11 protein-coding genes, 1 pseudogene and 1 riboswitch are annotated in these 22526 nt (G+C 46.0%); of the genes and pseudogenes, 10 read left to right on the top strand and 2 right to left on the bottom strand.

Annotated elements, in window-relative coordinates; all coding sequences use genetic code 11:
• The first annotated feature begins 308 nt into the window (after positions 1-308).
• Positions 309-465, top strand: a riboswitch (FMN riboswitch).
• 92 nt (positions 466-557) lie between these two features.
• On the top strand, positions 558-1214 hold the full coding sequence (gene ribB / locus B9J84_RS01055) for a 3,4-dihydroxy-2-butanone-4-phosphate synthase (RefSeq protein ID WP_094123326.1): 657 nt from the start codon (positions 558-560) through the stop codon (positions 1212-1214).
• Between the two features lie 170 nt (positions 1215-1384).
• Positions 1385-1867, top strand: coding sequence for a DUF1456 family protein (locus B9J84_RS01050; RefSeq protein ID WP_038148283.1), 483 nt, complete (start codon positions 1385-1387; stop codon positions 1865-1867).
• A 129-nt stretch (positions 1868-1996) separates the two neighbouring features.
• Here the strand turns inward: B9J84_RS01050 and B9J84_RS01045 are convergent, their stop codons facing one another.
• Positions 1997-3658, bottom strand: coding sequence for a methyl-accepting chemotaxis protein (locus B9J84_RS01045; protein ID WP_019281765.1), 1662 nt, complete (start codon positions 3656-3658; stop codon positions 1997-1999).
• 291 nt (positions 3659-3949) lie between these two features.
• Between B9J84_RS01045 and B9J84_RS01040 the strand changes: the two genes are divergently transcribed.
• Complete coding sequence (locus B9J84_RS01040) at positions 3950-4306, top strand: YibL family ribosome-associated protein (protein WP_026027197.1); 357 nt, start codon at positions 3950-3952, stop codon at positions 4304-4306.
• Between the two features lie 61 nt (positions 4307-4367).
• Here B9J84_RS01040 and malT read toward each other — a convergent pair whose 3' ends face one another.
• A complete protein-coding gene (gene malT, locus B9J84_RS01035; RefSeq protein ID WP_017046883.1) occupies positions 4368-7076 on the bottom strand; it encodes an HTH-type transcriptional regulator MalT in 2709 nt (902 codons plus the stop codon).
• Between the two features lie 586 nt (positions 7077-7662).
• On the opposite strand from malT, the gene B9J84_RS01030 reads away from it, so the two are divergent.
• The 7 genes and pseudogenes from B9J84_RS01030 (at position 7663) to B9J84_RS00995 (ending at position 22451) form a co-directional block, all read left to right on the top strand.
• The gene (locus B9J84_RS01030; RefSeq protein WP_094123325.1) at positions 7663-10116 is read left to right on the top strand and encodes a glycogen/starch/alpha-glucan phosphorylase; all 2454 of its coding nucleotides are present in this window, start codon (positions 7663-7665) and stop codon (positions 10114-10116) included.
• 101 nt (positions 10117-10217) lie between these two features.
• Positions 10218-12395: a 4-alpha-glucanotransferase gene (malQ, locus tag B9J84_RS01025; protein ID WP_026027198.1), complete on the top strand. Its 2178-nt coding sequence runs from the start codon at positions 10218-10220 to the stop codon at positions 12393-12395.
• A 181-nt stretch (positions 12396-12576) separates the two neighbouring features.
• Positions 12577-14766 carry a 1,4-alpha-glucan branching protein GlgB gene (gene glgB, locus B9J84_RS01020; protein ID WP_094123324.1) on the top strand — a complete coding sequence of 730 codons (2190 nt, stop codon included), beginning with the start codon at positions 12577-12579 and terminating at the stop codon, positions 14764-14766.
• A 290-nt stretch (positions 14767-15056) separates the two neighbouring features.
• A complete protein-coding gene (locus tag B9J84_RS01015; protein WP_013868180.1) occupies positions 15057-15575 on the top strand; it encodes an Hcp family type VI secretion system effector in 519 nt (172 codons plus the stop codon).
• A 141-nt stretch (positions 15576-15716) separates the two neighbouring features.
• Positions 15717-19491 (top strand): annotated as a pseudogene (tssI, locus tag B9J84_RS01005) (type VI secretion system tip protein TssI/VgrG).
• A gap of 21 nt (positions 19492-19512) precedes the next feature.
• Positions 19513-20310, top strand: coding sequence for a DUF4123 domain-containing protein (locus B9J84_RS01000; protein ID WP_404206158.1), 798 nt, complete (start codon positions 19513-19515; stop codon positions 20308-20310).
• Positions 20310-22451 (top strand): phospholipase effector Tle1 domain-containing protein, encoded by a 2142-nt coding sequence (locus B9J84_RS00995; RefSeq protein WP_094123322.1) that lies wholly within the window; start codon positions 20310-20312, stop codon positions 22449-22451. The genes B9J84_RS01000 and B9J84_RS00995 overlap by 1 nt, the downstream gene beginning before the upstream one ends.
• The last annotated feature ends 75 nt before the right edge of the window (positions 22452-22526 follow it).

The following is a 22526-nucleotide window of genomic DNA, read 5'->3' as shown; positions in this document are numbered from 1 at the left end:
CCCCATAACGACTGACACCAAACAGCCAACACCGCTGGCGATCTATTACCGCCAGCGTTTAGAAAAATCACGTAACCCTATAGAGGTAATGGCGATTTTAGCTCTGATTCATTTATGTCACTGGTGACCATGAATAAAGGCATCTTGCATACCCTAAACTCTTGAGTTAGCTATGCTCCTGTTACCCCCAACTGCATAATTGCAGGATGCCTTTCCTTTTCGATGCACATCACTTTTTCTTCGTCCTACTTTTCATCTTTATCGTAAACGACTACCATGACATCGCTTTTTTAAAGCCAATTTATAGTTTAAATTCTCAGGGCGGGGTGAAATTCCCCACCGGCGGTGTGTTTGTTTTTTCAGTTGAGAAGGCAGATGAGCCCGCGAGCGCTCGATGTATCGAGGTCAGCAGATCTGGTGAAAAACCAGAGCCGACGGTTATAGTCCGGATGAGAGAGAATGAAGAGACGCCAGTTAGTTCGCTAGCTGGTGCAATTTGTTTTGGATTTGATCCCTCATAGCAGCCCTGATTCTGGTGATTTTTTAGGAGTACAACCATGAATCAGCTATCTCTACTTGCCAAATTTGGCGACCCTATTACTCGTGTTGAAAACGCACTGTCTGCGCTTAAAGAAGGGCGAGGCGTGTTGTTGCTTGATGATGAAGATCGTGAAAATGAAGGCGATATCATTTATGCGGTTGAGTCACTGACCACACAACAAATGGCACTGATGATCCGTGAATGCAGTGGCATCGTCTGCCTATGTTTGACCGATGAACAGGCTAATCAACTACAACTGCCCCCGATGGTAATGCATAACAATAGCGCAAACCAAACCGCTTTTACTGTCTCGATTGAAGCAAAAACAGGTGTAACTACGGGCGTTTCAGCGCAAGACCGAGTGACCACAATAAAAACCGCGGCCCGCTTTGATGCTAAAGCCGATGATCTTGCACGCCCCGGCCATGTCTTCCCACTTCGCGCTCGGGCGGGGGGTGTTTTGGCTCGTCGTGGGCATACAGAAGGGACGGTTGATCTTATGCAAATGGCGGGTTTAATGCCTGCGGGCGTATTGTGTGAACTCACCAATCCTGACGGTTCCATGGCCAAAACACCCGAGATCGTTGCGTTCGGGCAAAAGCACAATATGCCTGTATTGACGATTGAAGATATGGTGCTGTATCGAACAAGGTATGATTTCAAATTAGCCTAACTGTGATGGCCCAGAGAGATAAAGCTTCTTTGGGCCAGTCGGCATCTTCTCTATTGCTCTACATCTAGTAAAATAGATAGGTGTCCGATCGCTCTTCTGCTACAGTGGCGCGCTATTTCTTCACAGTCTGTCATCTTGATGGCACTGGAAATCTAACCCTAGGATCTATTTTGACCAATAACGATATTTTACGCCGTATTCGCTACACTTTTGATTTTAAAGACTCAGCTATGGTTGAGATTTTTGCTGCGGCGGACGGCTGCGTTACTCAAGAGCAAGTGACTACTTGGCTAAACAAAGAGACGGAATCTGTGTTGAGTGATGTGGATCTAGCGATATTTCTCAATGGCTTAATCAATACAAAGCGTGGTAAACGCGATGGTGAACAACCTCAGCCTGAAACACGCTTAACCAATAATATGATTTTCATGAAATTGCGTATTGCGCTGGATATGAAAGCAGAAGATATTTTAGACACATTAGCTTTCATCGATTTTCGTTTAAGTAAGCACGAGCTCAATGCATTTTTCCGCAAGCCTGACAATAAACACTACCGTGAATGTAAAGATCAGATCCTGCGTAACTTTTTAATGGGTGTTCAGCGTCAACTGCGCCCAGAAGATAAACGCGAATATCAAGAAAAAATCGATTAAACCAAAGAAATCTCCTGTAAGTCATTAGGGATCTCTTCATTGAAAAAAGCCATGTCGACATGGCTTTTTTACTTAGTGATCAACGATCTTCATTCTGACGCTTACAAGTCTCAGTTTTACCTCTTCTTGCTAAACTTTAAAGCGGTCCACCAACTCATAGAGTTCGTTGGCTCGGCTATTCAGCTGTTGGCTACCCGCTTGGTTCTGATTAGCCAGTTCAGCCGATTGACTACTTTGATCAGATATCACCACGATACGCTCTGATATCTCTTGCCCAACAATACTTTGCTCTTCTGTTGCAGTTGCGATCAGTGCGTTCATATCCATAATCGTGGCAATAGAGTCTTGAATTTTTTGTAATGCTGTCGATGCGGCATTGGCTTTTTCTACGGTGCTTAAGCTACGACTTTGGCTTGAATCCATCGCTTTAACTGCGGCATCAGAGGCATTTTTCAGTTGCCCGATCATGGCATGAATTTGCCCTGTACTGTCTTGGGTACGGCTGGCTAATTTTCGGACTTCATCCGCTACCACGGCAAATCCTCGTCCTTGCTCGCCCGCGCGAGCCGCTTCAATCGCTGCGTTTAACGCCAGTAGATTGGTTTGTTCCGCAATATCTTGGATAACCGCAAGTAGAGACGAAATGTTTTTCACATCGCCTTCCAGTTTTGAAATCACAAGGCTCGCTTCAGCGACCTCTTTGGCGAGATCCTGTACCGATTGTGCGGCTGAATCAACAATTTCATGGGCATCTTTGGCGTTGTCGTCAGCATCTTTTGCCGATTGAGCGGCATGGTGGGCGTTGTTCGAGATCTCTGTTGCAGTCGTGGTCATTTCTGTCATCGCTGTCGCTACTTGATCGGTCTCTTCACGTTGCCCTGATGCAATGGCGTCAACTTGTTGTGCTCGTTGTGTCATGTCATTGGTTTCATCCACAACCTGTTGCCCAACTTGGTGCACGCGCGCAATGATACTTTGCAAGCTGGAGACAAAGGCATTGAAGTTATCACTTAATCTTGCAAATTCAGGGGCGTTGAATTTTTCCATTCTTGCAGTTAAATCAGCGTCACCGCTTGCAAATGAACGAATCGATAAATCAAATAGCTCGAGAGGACGCATGATACTGCGATTTAAAATGATGGCGAAAAAACCGACGATGAGGATAATGATCAAGCTCATCAAACCGATATTGACTAAACTGCTTTGCATATTTTCCGCAGCGAGTGTTTCCATGTTGGCGATTACGGCATCAATGTCATCGGTGTAAAAGCCAGTGCCTATCGTTAGATCCCATTGTGGTAAATAGGTAGAATAGGCCAATTTAGGTAGTGGTGTCGTCTCTCCCGGCTTGGGGAAATAGTAGGTAGTGAACTTATCTACTTTGGCATTTTTGATTAAATCTTGGATTAAATAGTTGCCATGCGTATCTTGCATGTTCCAAAAGTTATCGCCTAAACCAGCATTACTTTGGCCCAGTAGTAGTCGATCCCCTTTGCTATTGTAGCCAAAGATATAGCCACTATTTTCAAACGCGATGTCACGCAGTATGGTGATGGCTTCGCTGAGGGGAGCGTTCTTTTGTTTGAGTGATTTGAGCGCTGTATCGGCAATTTGCAGATATGAACGCAGCTCATTTTGTTTCATCTCCATCATGCTAGCGCGGGTAGCAGCCATTTGTTCGTGATTCAGTTTTTGTGTTTCTGAAAAACTGAGATACATCATACTTAACGAAATAATCAGTAGCGGAACAATGGATAGCACGTAGAGTCTTTGGCGAATAGTCAGGCTCATGGTTATTTCCTGTTGTTATGTTATTGGCCTTGGTACTTTAACTGACGGTTGACATGCTCGTTGTTGTTATAAATATAGCTTAGCTAAGTTTGCGGCACCGCGTCCTACAAAGAGCATATTTTCATATGAAAAATGGGTGTTATGTCAAATTGGAATGCTAAGTAGAGTTGTTATGCCCTCTATGACTTGCCAGTGGCTTTCATTTCACCGGTTTAAGCTTAATTTCTATATAGAGTATAGATAGGCTGTGATATACTCCGCGCCCACTTTACTTTCGAAGAGCCAGTGACCATGAGCCTGAAAAATGAAATTCAACAACTCAATAACCGTTTAGATACGTGTCGCCATAAGCTCGATGCGGCTAAAGGTCGTGGCGATCAAGTAATGATCAGCAAATTTACCGATGAAGTAGAACAACTGACGAAAAAGCTCGCTCAAGCAAAACACAAGCAAAATTATACGGTGAGCAAAGAGCGTAAGAGTTTGCTCGATATGCCATTTTCTCGTGAGTTGACCAAAGCCGAACAGGCGGATTTAGGTCAATTGAAAAAGTCAGTTAAAGGTTTAATCGTGGTACACCCGATGACAACAATGGGCAAAGAACTGCGTTTAGAAGTGATGACTGGTTTCGCTCCAAAAACCTTCTAACCATCATTTTTACGACAGAAAAGAGCCAGATAATCTGGCTCTTTTTGATCGTACCTGCGACTCAATAGCCCATAAGTTGCAATAAATTCTCAGCGGTGTGGATTGCCTCTTTGCGGTTAGCAATATTCAGTTTTTGGTATAGGTTGCGGATGTGGGTTTTGATGGTGGTTCCTGCGACATCCAGCTCTTGTGCAATTTGCTCATTGCTAAACCCAGAGTAAATAAGCCCCAAGACTTGCCATTCACGTTGAGTGAGTGGGCTGGTACGAACCAGCTCAGGAATATTTGGGTGATTAACCAGCTTCTCAACAAACTCTTCGTCGAAATGGACTGATCGGCTGCGCTGAGTGGTAGAGATCTCTTTCATTAACTGTTGTGCGCGGTGGCGTTCCAGATCTCCCAATTCGGATCGGCTAGAGAGTTTTTCCAACAAGTGGCCGATCTGCGAACCATCGATTAAAAAGTTACCCACCATACCCGTCTGATTGGTTAGCTGTAGGGCCTCTTTGAGTTTTTCTTTCGCCACTTCTTCGTTGTGCACTGTGGTGGCTAGAACGGCTTCGAGGATCAAATTACGGTTTAGGTCAGTAATCAACTGATAAGTTTGCGCTTCGTGCTGCATAAACGTCAAAGTTTGAGTCGCATCTTCCAAATGACCTAAGTGAATCTGAACTCGAGCAATATTACGCCATTGAAGCTGTGAAAAGTGATTGCATGCTTTTTCTGGTCGAATGGTGGTCTTGAGCCACTGCAACATTGCTTCATCATTGCCACGAGCTTGCCAAAATAGAATCAGTGAGAGCGAAGCATTCGCCGTCCAGTCTACGTGATAAGTCGATTGTTTCAGTAAGTGCTGTATTTGTTCGATGAACTTACCCGCTTTATCGAGTTCACCACGGCCAATAGCAATACGTGCCAGCATCGAATAACTGTGCAGATGCTTGCTGGGAGAGTGGTTGCCCAATACGCGTAGTCCTTTATAAGCGCACTCTTCCGCTTCATCCAAGCGGTTCCAGCACCACAGGATTTGGGCACGTATCCGTAGTAAGAACTCATGCAATGGCACTTGCTGTAATTGCTGCTCTTCAATTAATTTGAAGGCAATATCTTGTACTTCAAAAGCGGCTTGCACATAACCTTGGGCAATCAAGATCTCGCTTTGCTGTAGTAATGCCCATAGCGCTTGATGGTAAACCTGATACTGGCGTGCCAGCTTTTCGGTTTGTTGCATCATCGAGAGTGCACGGCTTAATTGACCGAGCACGTGGTTCACTTCGCCGACGACTGAAGTGGCGACAATACGACTGCGGTAAACGGTGTGATCCAGTTGGCTTAGCGCTAATTCCGCCAGTTCTAAGGCTTTTTCTGGCTCATTTTGGTTGATCGCGACTTGAGCACGCAGGGCATTGAATTCGCCTTGTTCTTTAGTGCTGAGCTGAACATTGAGCGCTTTCATCTCGTTGGTCGATTTGGTCAGCAGATCCCCAACGTCAAAGTAGCGGTGCTGACTTTGAGCCAGCCAAGCTTGTAGCATACACAGTTTAGGCTCGCGATAGAGTTGGGCCGGAGAGAGTTGGTTAATGGCCTCTTCGAGAGCCAAAAGCTCGCCTTGGTTGAACATCTTCCAGCCAAATTGCGTCAAGATAGTAGCGAGTAAGTCAGTATCGTTGGCGAGCGTGGCGTGACGCAACGCTTGATGAGGTGTGGCTTCTTGCAACCAAGCGTGCGCGGCGGCACGGTGTAGATCGTGTTCCTGCTGCGGGATGCGCGCCAAGCGTTCATGAGAGAGGAATTCCGCAAATAAGTTGTGGAACCGGTACCAGTTGTGCTCACCTTCCAGTGGATAAATGAATAAACCATAGCGGTTGAGCGACTCAATCATGCTCAGCGCGTCGTCACGTTTGGTGAGTGCAGAGACTAACACGTCATTAAAGTGATCGAGCACCGAGCATTGCATCAAAAATTGGCGCGTTTCTTTATCCAGCAGATCAAACACTTCCTCAACTAAGTAATCCCATAAATGCGCATGATTAAACTGCGATACCGACTCCGCTGTCTGCGCCAACGTGCGCTTTTGGTGCTGTGCTTGTAAGGCAATCAATTGCAGTGCAGAGGGCCAGCCTTCGACATAGGTGCACAAGTTGTTGGCAGTATCATCATCCACGCCATCAGAGACCCGTTGATTAAAGAAGCGTGTTGTTTCTTCGGTATCAAAGGCGAGTAGCTCATTACCAATTTCGATCATCAAATCGCGTACGCGCAAGTTGGCCGTACCTAATGGGGGTGTGGCACGGCTAGTGACGACCAGCGTTAGGTTGTCTGGCATGTGTTTGAGGAAAAAGCGCATCGCTTCGTGGATATCGTCATCGGCGATCAAATGATAATCATCGAGAACCACATAGCACTCTTTGTTAAAGCCAGACATTTCCGAAAACACTTCACTAAATAGCGAGTGTAAAGAAGAGAACTGGCGTCGCTCGGCCAGTTTTTGGGCATTTGGACAACTTTGCTGAGTCGCTTTATTAATCGCTTGCAGTAAGTAGTTGATAAATCGGAACGCATCATTGTCGCTTTCATCGATGCTATACCAACCCACATTGGTCTTGTCTGATAACCATTGCGCTGCCATGGTGGTTTTTCCATAACCAGCAGGCGAGCGAAATAGCACGAGTTTGTAGCAAGGTGCTTGGGCAAGCAGCTCTAACACACGCGGGCGAACGATGGCGTTGTGTAGGCGGCCGGGACGAGTAAGCTTAGAAGGTATCCACATCTTCCAGATTCCATTTATTGTTCTTGTTACTGACTTAAAAGCTGATCGCAGCTTTGGAGGTGCTTAGTAAGAAGAGCATCATTATTTAGGAGTACACAAGTGAACTATCACTCATTTTGTGTGGATGTTACTTGATGTCGTGACGCACGTTTATTGATCCATCCCGAGATTCTTGCAGGATTCACATTTACTCATCATCTACGCCCTGTAATTGTGACTTTAATCACTAAAACTTCTTTGTTATGCGCTATATAAAAACTGAGCATGTACAAAATCTCATGTAATTTGTAAATGAAGCTCATTTTTTTGAGAGCCAATTCTCATATTGAGAGATTGATATTCCTGATCGAAACCTTAGCGTCATGAGCGGTATTTAGGCTAGTGAGCAAGGTGATGTGATCACAATCACTGCTTATGAACCGCTATGTGCAACGAATGAGAGATAGATCACTGCGACTCTGGTGCTCGCCCTCTACGCCCTGAGCCCTCCTCCTAAACGAGGTCATTTTTAGGAGGATGCCGACCTTGCGTAGCTGATGCACGATATGCCGAAGATGAATTAAAACGACTAAGTGAGATTTCGCTAATGAAACCTACGCAACAGAAGAAGTTTGATAAAGCTTCGTTCCAAGACAACGTAAAGAAACACCTGACTGCCACCTACGCTACCACCATTGAAAATGCAGATAGCCGTTCATGGTATCTCGCAATGGGGCGCGCACTGGCTGAATTAACGATGTTTGATCTACTCGAAACTGAGCAAGACGAGCGCATTGTTAACGCTAAGGGTCTGAACTACTTATCACTTGAGTTCTTGATTGGCCGTTTAACGGGCAACAACCTCATCAGCATGGGCCTGTATGAGCAAATCACGGAAGCGATGGCTGATTTAGGTCAGAACCTAACGGATTTATTAGAAGAAGAACGTGACCCATCCTTAGGTAATGGTGGTTTAGGGCGACTTGCGGCATGTTTCATGGATTCGTGCGCTGCGCAAGAGTACCCAACCGTAGGTTATGGTTTACATTATGAATATGGTTTGTTTAAGCAATCTTTTAGTGAGGGCCACCAACAAGAAGCTCCTGATGAGTGGCGTTGTGTTGAAGGCTACCCGTGGGAAGTGGCACGACCACACCTAGCACAAGAGATTGGTTTTTACGGCCATGTTGACGTTATCAATGACAATGGCGTGGAAAAACGCCGTTGGATTCCGAGTATGTTTGTCCAAGCAATGCCTTGGGATTTACCGATCGTCGGCTATGAAAGCGACACGGTTTACCCACTTCGTTTATGGGAATGTCGCGCAATTGCGCCTTTCTCACTGGCTGATTTCAACAACGGTAACTACTTTGAAGCACAGCATGCCTTGATTGATGCAGGCAACATTACCAAAGTACTTTATCCAAACGATAACCACGAAAAAGGCAAGACACTGCGTTTGATGCAGCAATATTTCCATAGCGCGGCGTCAATGCGTGACATTTTGCGTCGTCATGCTGCGGCGGGTCATGACATTGCTGATCTTCCTAAATATCAAACCGTTCAGCTAAACGATACTCACCCAACGATTTCCATTCCTGAATTGATGCGTATCTTGATTGATGAGAAAGGCATGGGCTGGGATGAAGCATGGGCGATCAGCTCAAAAACGTTCGCCTACACCAACCATACGCTACTGCCTGAAGCACTCGAAACCTGGAGCGAGTCGTTGATCCAGCGTTTGCTTCCTCGCCATATGGAAATCATTTACGAAATCAACCACCGCTTCCTGCAAGAAGTACGAGCCAAGTGGCCGGGTGATGTGTCGAAACAGCAAAAACTCTCCATCATTCAAGATGGTTTCCACCGTGTAGTGCGTATGGCAAACCTTTGTGTGGTTGGCTCTTACGCTGTTAACGGTGTGGCGGCACTGCACTCGGAGTTGGTAAAACGCGATCTTTTCCCAGAATTCCACGAGCTTTACCCAACACGTTTGCACAACGTAACAAACGGCATTACGCCGCGTCGCTGGTTGAAATTTTGTAACCCAGGTTTGTCGGCGCTTATTTCGGAAAAAATTGGCACTGAGTGGCCAGCGCACCTTGACCAGCTAGAAGCGATTGCGCAATACGCTGACGATGCGAAATTCCAAAAAGAGTTTATGGCGGTTAAGAAACACAACAAGCAGCGTCTGGCTGATTGGGTATCAGAGAACATGGGTATTGAGCTTGATACCAATGCCATCTTTGATGTGCAGATCAAACGCTTGCATGAATACAAACGTCAGCATTTGAATATGTTACATATTCTCTCTTTGTATCATCGTTTAGTGAATGACCCAACGTTCGATATGACGCCGCGCGTGGTGTTCTTCGCGGCTAAAGCGGCACCGGGTTACCACCTAGCTAAAGAGATCATCTACGCCATCAATAAAATTGCGGAAAAAGTAAATAACGATCCGCGCATTGGTAACAAGCTAAAAGTAGTTTTCATTCCTGATTACCGCGTGAGCATAGCTGAAATCATCATTCCTGCTGCCGATGTATCCGAGCAAATTTCTACCGCAGGTAAAGAAGCATCCGGTACCGGTAACATGAAAATGGCGCTAAATGGTGCTTTAACCATAGGTACGATGGATGGTGCAAACGTGGAAATTCGTGAGGAAGTGGGTGATGACAACATCTACATCTTCGGTTTGGAAGTGGACGGAGTCGAAGCATTAAAAGCCAGTGGTTATAACCCATATGATTACTACAATGCGGATCCGCTGCTTAAGGCTTCACTGGATTTGTTGGTGGGTGAAGAGTTTACCCCAGGCGATCCGGGTAAATTGAAAGCCACGTTCGATAGTTTGCTTGATGGTGGTGATCCATACCTAGTGCTGGCTGACTTCGCTTCGTATGTACAAGCGCATCAAGCGATGGACAAGCAGTACCGTGACCAGGCTGGCTGGGCGAAGAAAGCGATTCTTAACACCGCGTTGGTGGGTAAGTTCAGCTCTGACCGCAGTATCCGTGACTACGTTAACAACATCTGGAAATTAGAAACCGTTAAACGTTAATTTTCAAGTAAGCCAAGGCCTTAGGGCCTTGGCTCTATGATGACTCATTATAATAAAACCCTACCCATTTGAAGGGAAAAGAAGTCCCTTCGGAGAAAGCGATGAAACAACTAAACGCATTAAAACAAGTAGCGGCGATGGCGAACATTGCCGACAGCTACATAAGCGCGTGGGGCGACGAAGCGAAAGTGGAAGATGAAACCATTATCCGCTTATTGGCGTCTTTGGGCTATGACACAACCAATGATGAAACGCTGCTGAAATCAGCAGAAAAGAAACACAAGAAAGATGTATTAGATCCTGTTCTCGTTATTCGTGAAGGTGAAGCGGTGGAAGTGCCACTTTATCTAGGTGCCAGCGCACGTGAAAGCGAATTTAACTGGCGCTTAGAAACCGAACAAGGAGAGGTACTTGAAGGCTATCTTCAATCGCAAGTCGTTCGTGATGAACGCGCTGAGGGTGGCCCTTTAGTGTTTGCATTGCCAAGCGATTTGGCATGGGGATATCACAAACTGTTGGTGACACGGAAACGCCGTAAAACACCGTATGAGCTCACGCTGATAGTGACGCCAAAAGCCTGTTACAAACAAGCACCTATTACTGAAGGTAAAAAATTGTGGGGCCCGAGTGTGCAGCTTTACACGCTGCGTACTCAGCACAACTGGGGTATTGGTGATTTTGGTGACTTAAAACAGTTAGTGGCGGATATTGCCTCTCGTGGCGGCGATTTTGTCGGCCTTAACCCGATTCATTCTCTTTTTCCTGCAAACCCTGAAGGGGCGAGTCCTTACAGCCCATCGTCACGCCGTTGGCTTAATATTTTATACATTGACGTGAGTTCAGTGCCTGAATTTGCTTTGAGTGCGGATGCGCAGCAAAAAGTAGGCAGTGCGGAGTTTCAGCAACGTCTTCAGAAAGTACGTGAAGCGCATTGGGTAAACTATACCGAAGTTGCAACATTAAAAATGAGTGTCTTGCCACTCCTGTTCACCGAATTTAAAAAACGCCATTTAGATAAAAATAGCGATCGCGCACAAGCCTTTTTGAATTTCGTTGAAGAAGGTGGCGAGAGCTTAGTGCACCAAGCGGCATTCGATGCGCTGCATGTCGATTTACATGCCCAAGATCCGAATGTATGGGGTTGGCCGGTTTTCCCTGAAAAATATCGTCGTTTTGAAAACAGCGCAGTACAGAAATTTATCGAAGACAATCAAGATAAAGTTCACCTATACATGTACTTGCAGTGGATTGCTGATGGCCAAATTAATGAAGCCCAAGCACTCGCGGAAGAAAAAGGCATGGCGGTCGGCTTATACCGCGACCTTGCGGTGGGTGTGGCTGATTCAGGCTCTGAAACTTGGGCTGATGCCGGTAACTTGATTTTAGACGCCAGCATTGGCGCACCGCCCGATATTCTTGGACCATTGGGTCAAAATTGGGGCTTACCACCGCTTAATCCACAAGTATTACAAGCAACCGCTTACGATGCTTATATCAAGCTGCTGCGCGCCAATATGAAACATTGTGGTGCGCTGCGCATTGACCATGTACTTGGTTTACTGCGTTTGTGGTGGGTACCAAAAGGTGAAAATGCCACTAAGGGTGCTTATATCTACTACCCAGTACAAGATATGCTCGCGATTTTAGCGTTGGAATCTCACCGCCATCAATGCAGCGTGATTGGCGAAGATTTGGGTACAGTACCCGATGAAATCGTCGATATTTTAGCCGATGCGGGTGTTCACTCTTATAAAGTGTTCTTTTTTGAAACCGCAGAAGATGGCGGCTTTATCTCACCGAAACATTACGCCGCTCAATCGATGTCGGCACTGTGCACACATGATATGCCAACGTTGCGTGGTTTCTGGCATTGCGATGATCTCAAAATGGGGAGCGAAATTGGTTTGTACCCCGATCAAGCCCAGCTCGAAGCCTTGTTTGAGGACCGTTTGAAATGTAAACAAGGCATTTTGGATTCGGTGGCATGGCATGGTTATTTGCCTGAGGGTGTGGGGCGCGACGCAAGCCTTGTTCCAATGGATTCATATTTAAGTGAGGCGCTGCAACTGCACGTTGCATCTGGTGCATCGACCTTGTTAAGTATTCAGTTAGAAGATTGGTTGGAAATGGATAAACCCGTTAATATTCCGGGTACCGTTAATGAGTACCCTAACTGGCGTCGTAAACTTTCAATGAATTTGGATGAAGTATTTGCGCGTGATAATGTCAATCGCATTGCTGCACGTTTAACGGAAGTGCGAGCGAGTGTAAGTAAATAATCACTTACTGAATAAACCTTGATGTGGCTTAGTGTTATCTTTCTTAATCATGGCATGAAGAATTTTAGTCTAGGTCACTCAATGTAACAGCAGAGTTCGGTACACTGAACCTCGCTAGTATGCCCGCCATTTTAGCGGGCATTTTTATACGTTTAAAGAAAGTTAGGTTAGGAGTAGGGATATGAAAACAAAAAAGCTTTCAAAGCTAAAGCAGGCATATAGCCAACTTTCCCATGCATCATTTACAGATCCATTCTCATTTTTAGGCCCTTACCTCGCACCCGATCAAGGTGCGCTACGTGTTTGGATGCCGGGTGCCGAAAAAGTTGAGCTGGTGGTGGAAAATCAACCCCGCATTCTGCTTGAGCGTGAAGATGAGTCGGGTTTCATCCTAAAATCAAATATTGATTTACGTTTTACCCACTACCAATTGGCGGTCGATTGGGCAGGTGTCGAACAGCTCATCGATGACCCATATCAGTACCATGGTTTATACGCTGAATATGATGATTTACATACGCCGAAATCGATGTATCACCACATGGGTTCGCAGTTCGTGACCATGGAACGTGGTGGTAAACAAATCTCAGGTATCCGTTTTTTAGTCTACGCACCGCATGCAAAAGCGTGCAGTTTGATTGGCGCATTTAACCAATGGGATGGACGTCGTAATCCAATGCAGCGCCTTGATTACGGTATTTGGGGAATTTTCATGCCCAACTTACCCGAAGGTACGCAATACAAATTTGAATTGAAAGGGCCTCATGGTGAAGGGTTACCGCACAAAGCCGATCCTTGGGGTCACTATGCTGAGCAATACCCTTCATTTGCCTCGGTAACATACGATCATCGTCGCTATGAATGGCAAGACCGTTCGTGGCAAGCTCGCCCCATCACCGAAAAGCGCAAGCAAGCGCTCTCTTTCTATGAGTTGCACGTGGGCTCTTGGCGTCGTAATTCGGCGGGTGAATTTTTAAATTATCGTGAGCTGGCTGATCAACTGGTGCCTTATTTGGTGGATTTAGGCTATACCCATGTAGAGCTTATGCCCGTTTCTGAGCATCCATTCTATGGTTCTTGGGGCTATCAACCTGTTGGCTTATTTGCGCCAACGAGCCGTTTCGGTACGCCCGATGATTTTAAATATTTCGTGGATCAGTGCCACCAAGCCGGCCTTGGTGTGGTGCTCGATTGGGTTCCCGCACATTTTCCTGCCGATAGTCATGGTTTAGCCAATTTTGATGGCACTCCTTTATTCCATGACCCTGATCCACGCCGCGGCTGGCATCAAGATTGGAGTTCGTATATTTACGACCTTGGCCGCGAACATGTGCGCCGTTTCTTAGTCTCGAATGCGTTATATTGGTTTGAACAGTTCCATATCGATGGCATTCGAGTAGACGCCGTTGCTTCGATGCTCTATCTCGACTACTCACGCAGCCATGATCAGTGGATCCCAAATGTGGATGGCGGCAGAGAAAATTACGATGCGATTGCCACCTTAAAGTGGATGAACGAAGAAGTGTACAAACACTTCCCGAATGCTATGACCATTGCTGAAGAATCAACAGCTTTTCCCGGCGTTTCAGCGCCAACCTTTATGGGTGGCTTAGGCTTTGGTTTCAAATGGAATATGGGCTGGATGCATGACAGTTTGGCCTATATAAAAGAAGATCCTGTCCATCGTAAATACCATCATAACGTCATCACCTTCCCGTTAGTCTATGCACACAGTGAAAACTATGTGTTGTCGCTATCGCACGATGAAGTGGTGTACGGCAAGGGTTCGATCCACAACAAAATGCCCGGCGATGAGTGGCAACAAACGGCAAACTTGCGTGCTTATATGGGTTACATGTATGGCCAGCCGGGTAAAAAACTCAACTTCATGGGCACTGAATTTGGTCAAACGGCAGAATGGAATCATGATGACCAACTTCAGTGGTTCTTATTGCAGTTTGAACGCCATCACGGAGTGCAGAATTTAACGCGAGATCTCAATAAGATGTATCAAGCCGAGCCTGCACTTTTTGAGTTAGACAGTGAGCCTCGTGGCTTTGAGTGGCGCTTACAAGATGCGGCCGATGCGAGCATTCTTGCGCATGAACGCATGAGTGACTGCGGTGAACGTATTTTAATTATCACCAATTTTACCCCTGTTCCTCACCAAGCTTTTCGTTTAGGTATGCCTGTCAAAGGTGAGTATCAATTACTGCTTAATACAGATGATAGACACTATGGCGGTAGCGGTTTTGAAGTCAAAAACCGTGTACTGACGGAAAACGTTGAGAGTGAGGGTTTAGACCAATCTATTTTGGTCTGTGTACCGCCACTGGCAACTCTCTACTATAAGCTAGAGACAAGGGTATAGTTGTCAACCCCATTGCAATTTAATGAGTTGAATGGTTCCTTGTGAAGTCTCAACATCAAAATCCCGATTTACAGTGTGAATCGGGATTTTTACATCTGGCTGTCTCAGAATGAGGGTAAGTTTTTACCCATCGAAGCAATATCTTGCTCATACTGGGCAGGTTTTTGCTCAATCAAAAATACATACAATATAAGTGTTTGATTTTAAATAGTAATAGAGTTGGCACTGACTTTGCTCTATGACGAGTGAACTTGTTTCATACCATTCATCATTAAAGTAAGGAATTTGCAATGCCAACTCCATGTTATATCTCTATCGAAGGCGAAACTCAGGGCCTGATCACTGCTGGTGCTCTGTCTACTGATTCAATCGGTGATGCGTTCGTTGAAGGTCATGAAGACCAAATGTTGGTTCAACAATTTGACCACGTTGTAACTGTACCGACTGATCCACAATCAGGTCAGCCTTCTGGTCAACGTGTTCACAAACCATTTAAATTCACCGTAGCGCTAAACAAAGCGGTTCCTCTTCTTTATAACGCACTGGCGTCTGGCGAGAAGATGAAATCGGTTGAGCTAAAATGGTACCGCACTTCTATCGAAGGTAAGCAAGAGAACTTCTTCACTACTACACTCGAAAGCGCGTCTATCGTGGACATTCACTGTGAAATGCCACACTGCCAAGATCCAGCGAACGGCGACTTCACACAAAACGTTACGGTTTCTATGTCTTACCGTAAAATCCTGTGGGATCACGTGAATGCGGGTACTTCAGGCTCTGACGACTGGCGCAAGCCTGTTGAAGCGTAATCACGCTTAGTTTTTGGGTCGCTCACTCGTGTTTCATGTCCTTGGGGTGAGTGGCCCACACCAAAACCTTAAGCTCAGTACGTAGCCTAGTTATGTATTGAGCTTAAGGTTTTTCGACATTCAAATGTGGAAGGGAAAAAAATGGCAAGGTTAAGTTTTAGGCTCACCGTGGAGGGTTTGGCAGACGACACGTTAGTGGTACGTGAATACCAAGGCGTGGAATCGCTGTCTGATAGCGCGCAAGCGGGCCTGCGTTGCTACGGTTTTCGCTATGAGATAAAACTGGCCAGTCGCCAATCTGGCTTAACGGCGCTGGAGCTGGTGGATAAAACCGCTCAGCTTGAGATGTTGCGTGATGGCCTTGTCGTGCAGCGCGTGCACGGCATTGTGCGCCAGTTCAGTAAAGGCGATATTGGCCATCATCACACCTTTTACTCACTGACCTTAGTCCCGGCATTAGAGCGGCTATCACTGCGCCAAAACAGCCGCATCTTCCAGCTCAAAACCGTTCCTGAAATCCTCTCCATCGTACTGCAAGAAATGGGCATTAACGACTACGCCTTCTCGCTGAAACGTGAGTGTGCTCAGCGTGAATTCTGCGTGCAGTACCGTGAGACGGATATCGACTTCTTGCACCGCTTAGCCGCCGAAGAGGGCTTGGTGTATCACTTCATTCATGAAGAGGGGAAACACACTCTCTTTTTCAGTGATGACAGCCAAAGCCTGATAAAGCGAGAAACGCCTATCCCTTACAACGCCCTCGCAGGTGGCGTGATGGAGAGCCCTTATGTGTCGCAATTAACGCAACACAGCCAAACCGAAGTGAGCCACAGCGCGCTGCAAGATTACAGCTTTAAAAAACCGAGCTACTCGTTTGCTCAGCAAGCGCAAGGGCGCGAAATGGATTACCAGCAAGCGACCTACGAGCACTTTGATGCACCGGGTCGCTTTAAAGACGACATCAGCGGCAAAGCCTTTAATCAAATTCGCTTAGAGTACCTACGACGAGAAGCGCGTACCGCGAGCGGAAAAAGTAACCATCCAGGCCTGCAAGCGGGCACAAAGTTCGACTTANATGGAGAGCCCTTATGTGTCGCAATTAACGCAACACAGCCAAACCGAAGTGAGCCACAGCGCGCTGCAAGATTACAGCTTTAAAAAACCGAGCTACTCGTTTGCTCAGCAAGCGCAAGGGCGCGAAATGGATTACCAGCAAGCGACCTACGAGCACTTTGATGCACCGGGTCGCTTTAAAGACGACATCAGCGGCAAAGCCTTTAATCAAATTCGCTTAGAGTACCTACGACGAGAAGCGCGTACCGCGAGCGGAAAAAGTAACCATCCAGGCCTGCAAGCGGGCACAAAGTTCGACTTACAAGAGCATCTTGACGACAGCGCGAACCGCGACTGGGTTGTAGTGCAAGTGCATCACCAAGGGCGTCAGCCACAAGCATTGGAAGAAGAGGGCGGCAGTGGTGCGACCACGTACAGCAACCAATTCACGCTCATTCCTGCCGATGTCACGTGGCGTGCGACACCGCAAGCCAAACCTCAAGTGGATGGCCCTTGCATGGCGTTGGTGGTGGGCCCTGATGGCGAAGAAATCTTCTGTGACGAACATGGCCGCGTCAAACTGCATTTCCCGTGGGACAGATATTCCAACGGCGATGAGCACAGCTCGTGCTGGGTGCGCGTCTCACAAGGTTGGGCCGGCAGCCAATACGGCATGATAGCCATTCCGCGCATTGGTCATGAAGTCATCGTCTCGTTTCTTAACGGCGACCCAGACCAACCGATAGTGACAGGCCGTACCTACCATGCGACCAACAAAGCGCCGTACACATTGCCGGATAACAAAACCAAAACCGTGCTGCGCAGTGAAACGCACCAAGGGCAAGGGTTTAACGAGCTGAGTTTTGAAGACCAAGCAGCGCAAGAGAAAATCTACCTACACGCGCAAAAAGACTTAGACGCCTTGGTGCTCAATGACGCCACGGCGCACATCAAGCACGACCAGCACCTCACGGTGGATAACGACCAGCTTACGCACGTTAAACATAACCACCACCTCACGGTAGAGGGCGAAAGCCGCGAATCGGTTAAGGGTGGCTGTATATTAATGGTCGATGGTTCCTTGCACGTAAAATCAGGGCAAGTTTGGACTAATGAAAGTGGAGATGAAATCCACATCAAAGCTGGACAAAAAGTGGTGATCGAAGCTGGGTCAGAAATTACCGTGACAGCCGGCGGCAGTTTTGTCAAAGTCGATCCTGCTGGTGTCCATCTTTCTGGGGCGGGCGTTAATTTAAACTCAGGCGGAAGTGCGGGCAGTGGCAGTGGTTTTAGTGGTGATTTACCGTTATTACCTGGTGAGCTTGAACTGCAAAAATCCCCCGCGCCACCTCAAACCATTCTTTACCAAGCGCTATTGCAAGCTGAAGAGGCAAGTATCCCCGCAGTAAGAGTTTGTCCTTTAGAGCAAACTCAAGGGTTAGTGAGCCCCCCACCGCCTCCACCTCCGCCATTAGCACCACCGCAACCTGTGCCGGTACAAGCAACGAATTTAGCATCAGATGCTCGTGTTCGAAATACAACTAAGCCTGCTCCGGAGTTTGGTACTCATTTCCCGACTTCCTCAATCGGTATCGAGAATGAGCTGAGTGGTTTGATTGTCGCGATGCCTGCCAATTCATCACAAAAATTTGGTTATGTAAAAAATGCAAAAGGCGAAGCGCTATTCATGTTGACCAAAGATATGAATCAAGGCAGTTATCATTGCCCGCCGCATCTTAAAAATGGTCGAGATTATACAGGGTGGCAAACTCATACAATTGAGCTTATTACTTACCCTTGTGCAATGGATGATGAAAAAGCCGTCGAGGATCGTAAAGCAGGTATGCTTTGGTTAGCGAAGTATTTCACATCGCACATTAGCCAGTTTAACCATCAAACGCTTGCGGCTACGAGTAGTGATGATGGTCAGTTTATTCTAGAAATCTCGAACGTGAATCATATTATCGCTGCTGGAAATGGTGTCGCTGCCGATTACCAAGGTCAAACAATCTCGATGACCCCGAGTGGGCAGCAGGTTACAGTTGGAGTTAGCGCTAAATTATTTGGAACGGGCGCTAATGCTGAGCTTCGGTTACTTGAATTAGCCCCTTGGTATAAAAAATCACTCAAGGATAAGTTTTTGTCATTAACTCGCGATGAGCGGTTGGATGATGAAGAAACGGCTTCCTCAGTATTTGCTTACTTAACGTCCATCTATATTAAAACCGCTGAGTTGTCGAAAAAATTTGGTATTTATATCAACGAGTGGCAGCCAGAATCAGAAGGCATTACACCTAATGCTAATGGTTTAACGGACCCTAAAGTGAAAAATGCTTGGGAGATATTACCAAGAACTAAGCCTTCGAAAATGTTAGAGGTATTAAGTGCTAAGGATTCTCGAGTCGTGCGTAGCAAAATAACTCCAGAACTTTATTCGGTGTGTTCAAATGATCTCGCCGTTAATGTATTTCAATACTTTCAAAATGGTGGAGAAGTAGCGGGGCATGGCATCAATAACGCCACCATCGGTGATCCTAAAAGCCCACAAACAGCGATACTTTTTGAGTTTCGAACGGTTCCAAACGCACTGCAAGGTTATTTACCCAAGGTCGAATCTACTGCAAAAACAGACACCAAGCTACTCGATGCATTTGAGGGTAAAAAACGTACATTAGTCAATAATCAAGTTGACGATGTTATCCAAAATAGTGGCGATCAATTTGAGCTCTGGTACCAAAACTATCGGCAGAGTATAAACATGCCTCCAGTCAAAAATGCGAAAAAAAGCGCTTCAGCTAATCATAAAGCTGAATGGGTCAAGGCGGAAAAACCACAAGAATGGCAACGCATTACTAGCCAATAACCATCAAAATACAGGGATGTAATGATGATTAATCAATGGGTAACGCAACAAAGCGGATCTGTGTATTGGCTTGTTGGATATAAGACAATCAAGCATGCGATGCTTGAAAACGGCGGTATGAGTTTCGAAAACATGGCCGTACTATTTCATGGAGATACTTTTTCTTCAGTAATGGGCTTATCTCCGTGGCTCGTTCCAGTATCTGGGAAAGTGTTAAACCTGCCAGTCGAGATTTTGCAGCAAGGTCTATTTCTAACCAGTTCAACCCGTACTGAAGTAATGCTCGATCATTTACAAAGCTTATTGATAGCTTCACTTGATGGCGAAGAAGTGATGTTTCGTTTTTACGATCGTGATGTGATTATTCCCATACTACGAGCGATGGATGAAGCCGAGGTGAATCACTTTTTAGGCAACATCAACCAATTGGTGGCGATTGATCACCATAAAGAAGACGCTCTCATTACCTTCAGTAATACCTCACGCAGTGAATTTGTGCTTCGTCACGGGACTTGGTGGAAGATGTTACCTCACCACCTAGCGCCTTTGTACAACGTAAATGTTCATGCCAATTCCTTAGAAAGACGTTGGTGGGAGCTACTGCCGCATCTTTTACAACGCTTAGAATCACCGCAGCAGACGATATTATCAGCCTTGCAATCAGCATTAGAAAAGCAAAATAGCTATGAGGTCGCAGAGCAGCATGCGTTAGTTGCGCTCGTCACTGCAACCGATACCGCGCTTGATGATTTATCCCATCCTTTACATTTAACATTGGATGAATTGAAAGAGTTAAAGGCCATTAAGGAGAGCTGGTAATGAGAAGTACAACAGGAGTTAGCCCTTTTTGTGCGCCGTGTGAAAATCGAACGCATTGGATTGAAATTATCATCCGTGATGAGTTCAATAAGCCATTTGAAGGCATCACTGGTACTATCACTGACTCTGCAAAGCATGAATTTCCCGTCGTATTAGGTGAAGCGCCTATCTTGCTTAAAACACTTGCCCCCGGCCCGGTGACGCTCACTCTCGATGCTGAACAATGGTTAAGAGAGTCTCAGGGTAAGCTGAGAACACCCAATAATGAAGCCGACCCTACTTTGGATTTTGCCAAGCAATACCAAGACCATTTAGGTAATAGTGCTAGTTTTCTAAACGTAACCAGTGGCGATCTAACCGAATTAACGCCAGAACAAGCTCTACCCGTAAGGCACCAAAAAGGTCAAGCGGATGCTTGCAACTTACTGACAGATAAAAGTTATGTTCTTAAAGTGAGAGGATTTAACTTTATTACCTTACGTGTAGGTATGTTTTTTGATGGTACGGCCAATAATAGCTACAGTGCGCAGTGGGGGAAAACTCAGTTAGAGCATTACTATCAAACATGGAAAATGAAATACAACGTTGATTGCGACATTATTTCCAGAAAAACAGGGCGGCTTAAAAACGACATTCCTGCTACTCACTTATCGAGCGAGTGTTTTGATTATCCTAAAAAAGATAATTTTTTTATCTCTTTATTTAAAAATGATGAAGGCGAAGTAGAGACAGTGGCAGGCAGCGCCACTAATGAGCTAACTAATGTACAGAAGTTGTTTGATCGTTATATTCTAAGCGATGATATCCGAGAAGGAGGAATATACACTGATGCTGTGTATATAACTGGTATAGGTACTGGAAATGATACCAATATTGCACCAGCAGATGAATCTGAAATTTTTGGGCAAGGTGCAGGGATAGGTCAATATGGTGTGACGGCAAAAGTGAGCTCAAGTATAGATCAGCTTACTGGCAATCTTGATGCCTTGAAGGCTAAGTTTGCTAGTGCTCAGCCAAATACAGTCGATGGTCTTGATAAGCTGCAGTTCGATGTGTTTGGTTTTAGCCGTGGAGCCGCCGCTGCAAGGCATTTTATTAATGTGGTACTAGATGGCGAGCAGGGCGAGTTTGCTCAAGCGTTTAGTAAGGCGTGCCAAAAGAGCGGCATTTCCTTGGCGTATGGGTTTGATTGGAGTGAAGCAGATGAGGCTAAAGCCAGCTGTGAGATTACTTTCGCTGGCCTGTTTGATACCGTTGCTTCTGTGGTTGACCTACTCTCTTTTGATTTTTCAACTCATCATGACAACGGTGATGTAAGGTTATGGCTTGATCCTCAGCGCGTTCGGCGTGCTGTTCACTTAACCGCCGATCCTACCATTGAGTGCCGCTATAACTTCAGCCTTAACCATCTTAACTCTGTTGATTCGGTAGATCATTTTCATGAATTTGTCCTTCCAGGAGCTCATTCCGATATTGGTGGCGGTTACCATTCACGCCTAAGCTACAACAACAGTGATTATCTCTTGCCGATCCTAGAGAAGAAGTTGGTGAAGCGTGCGAGCCGCTCTTTCTCTGACCACTGGGATAAGGATCGCGCCGAGCAATACGTGAGAAAAAAACTGGCTGAGTATAAGCAACGTGATTTAGCCACTGGCTGGCAGGACAGTGACTATGTAGAGCCAGAAGTTGAGTTTATTAATCATGGTAAAAAAGAGGGCGGAAGAGTGGTTGGTCGCCTTTATATACAGCGTAGGGTGGAGGGAGAGCTCTCCCGTTTATACCTCAGATTGATGTATGGTTTAGCCGAGTTTCATGGTGTTCCTCTTGAGGATTATGATGGCAAGATTTGGCATGTTCCTGATCCTTATGCGGTTTATTACACAGTAAGAGATTTTCCAGAGCGAACCATAAATGGTTTAGCCGCCAGCTTTAAGGCTTTCAATCAAAAAGTACTGGATATGGCAAAGCAAGGACAGTATACCAAGTTAGAGAGTGAGTTTGATGAAAAACGTAAACAAGAGTTGATGCAGTTAAACGTATTTCACCACTCGTCAGATGATAGTTTTGCACTTAAACCGCTTTGGGATGAAAGTCAAGGTTGCTATAAGCGCGCCAGCTACCCATGCGAAAAAGGAAAGTAGAATGTATTTGAAAAGTATATCTTTTTTGCTAATTACGGCATTGTTGAATGCTTGCTCATCGTATGCTGGGTCGAT

This window comes from Vibrio sp. V03_P4A6T147, assembly GCF_002241085.1.
Lineage (GTDB): Bacteria > Pseudomonadota > Gammaproteobacteria > Enterobacterales > Vibrionaceae > Vibrio > Vibrio anguillarum.
This window is presented reverse-complemented; position numbering and strand designations above follow the sequence as displayed.